The sequence below is a fragment of the Dorea sp. AGR2135 genome (assembly GCF_000420885.1).
Lineage (GTDB): Bacteria > Bacillota > Clostridia > Lachnospirales > Lachnospiraceae > Dorea > Dorea formicigenerans.
In genome coordinates this window covers 1-1504 of sequence record NZ_ATVU01000071.1, presented here as the reverse complement: position 1 = coordinate 1504, position 1504 = coordinate 1, and the positions used below count along the sequence as shown (strand labels likewise).

Genomic DNA, 1504 nt, shown 5'->3' with positions numbered 1-1504 from the left:
AAATGAGGAAGAAACTGTGGATAAGTTCTTCCTCCAAAAAATAAAATTTCTCTGTTTTTTATATTTTAGTTCAGCCGAAGGCTGAACTGTTACTAATTATGAGCTTTTTTTAAAATCACCTATTGACAACCCACCAATAAATATGGTATAAATATCTAGTGTCACGGAGACAGACACATAATTTACTTAAATAGGGGATTGGTCAAGTGGTATGATAGGGGTCTCCAAAACCTTTGGCGGGAGTTCGATTCTCTCATCCCCTGTTGGTTGAATGGTCTCGCAAAGCCTATAAACACGGGCTTTGTGAGGCTTTTTTATTTTCTTGATTCTTGAGAGTAATCACCATAGTAATCACCTAATAATTCATTGCCTGTTCAATCTGTTTTTTTTGCTCAGCTTTTTGTTGAATGTCAAATTGATAATAACCTTTGGTTGTTTATATAACTTTTCTTTTTGGCAGTACTTGTATCTTGAGTGAATGCCCTAGTCTCAATACGCTGAATATGAAGTGTTCCATTTTCCCAATCAATATCTTCCCATTTCAGAGCTGCAAGTTCACCAACACGAACACCTGTTTGAAAGCATAAATGTATGGCTAAATTTCGAATGTCAGGTTTTTTATCTACTAATTTCAAAATGCGAATTCGTTCTTCATTAGTAAAACATTTTTGCGCATCAGTTTTCTCACTCTTTTTCAAAATATTTTTCCAACTCGAAAATCACCGAAAAAGTTTGAGATATTAATAAAGGTATATTTTTTCTCGAACCTTGCATATCGAATCATTCCCTGTAATACAGTTTTTACATGGAATTTGCTCCACATTTGCAGTCTTGATAATTCAATATATCTGTAGTAACATAAATGAAAAGTCCAGATGAGAGAAGGTGTGCTTATGAATGAGCAGTTGCTAAAAATGAATGGTTTATCTGTGAAAATTTTAGATATGTTATCATTTGAATCACACTTGGGAATGGGATATGAATTTACAACAGAAAATATACAGACATATCTCAATGATGTAGCAGGCGTTCGAATAGTTTGTGCGTTTATTGACGATATTTATATGATATCAGATTTGATTACCCAACAGGATGATATTAAAGTTATTGAAATAAAAGATTATATAAAAAATCCAAAATCGAATGGTTATCGAAGCTATCATATGATTGTTGAAATACCAGTATTTTTTGCTAAGGGTAAAACACCTATGCGTGTAGAATTACAGATTCGAACCAATGGTATGGATTTCTGGGCAACATTGGAACATCAACTTCGCTATAAAAAAGGAATTGAAGAAATGCCTGGCTATGATGAGATAAGTGAAGAATTACTTCATTCTGCAAGAGCTATCATTGAAGCAGATAATGAAATACAGAGAATAAAAGACAAAATTGGTATGTTCCACGAAATTTACTATGAAACAAAAACTACCGGGTAGCCAAAAAAAGCGCAAACTACCCCTTATCAAACTTTTGATTGTTTATTTTGAATTAAACTGGCAAG

The 1504-nt window shown here is 33.1% G+C and carries 2 protein-coding genes and 1 tRNA gene; 2 read left to right on the top strand and 1 reads right to left on the bottom strand.

Annotated features, from left to right (window positions below):
* Nucleotides 1–192 precede the first annotated feature (192 nt).
* Nucleotides 193–263: transfer RNA gene (locus tag G593_RS0118260), tRNA-Trp, on the top strand.
* A gap of 147 nt (nucleotides 264–410) precedes the next feature.
* On the opposite strand, the gene G593_RS0118255 is transcribed toward G593_RS0118260, so the two are convergent.
* A complete protein-coding gene (locus G593_RS0118255) occupies nucleotides 411–698 on the bottom strand; it encodes a tyrosine-type recombinase/integrase (RefSeq protein ID WP_029732605.1) in 288 nt (95 codons plus the stop codon).
* A 216-nt stretch (nucleotides 699–914) separates the two neighbouring features.
* Between G593_RS0118255 and G593_RS19990 the strand changes: the two genes are divergently transcribed.
* The gene (locus G593_RS19990) at nucleotides 915–1439 is read left to right on the top strand and encodes a GTP pyrophosphokinase (RefSeq protein ID WP_334290744.1); all 525 of its coding nucleotides are present in this window, start codon (nucleotides 915–917) and stop codon (nucleotides 1437–1439) included.
* The last annotated feature ends 65 nt before the right edge of the window (nucleotides 1440–1504 follow it).

What these genes read in the sequence shown, in the direction of transcription:
- G593_RS19990 (WP_334290744.1), top strand. Translation starts at nt 915, where the DNA reads ATGAATGGTTTATCTGTGAAAATTTTAGATATGTTATCATTTGAATCA.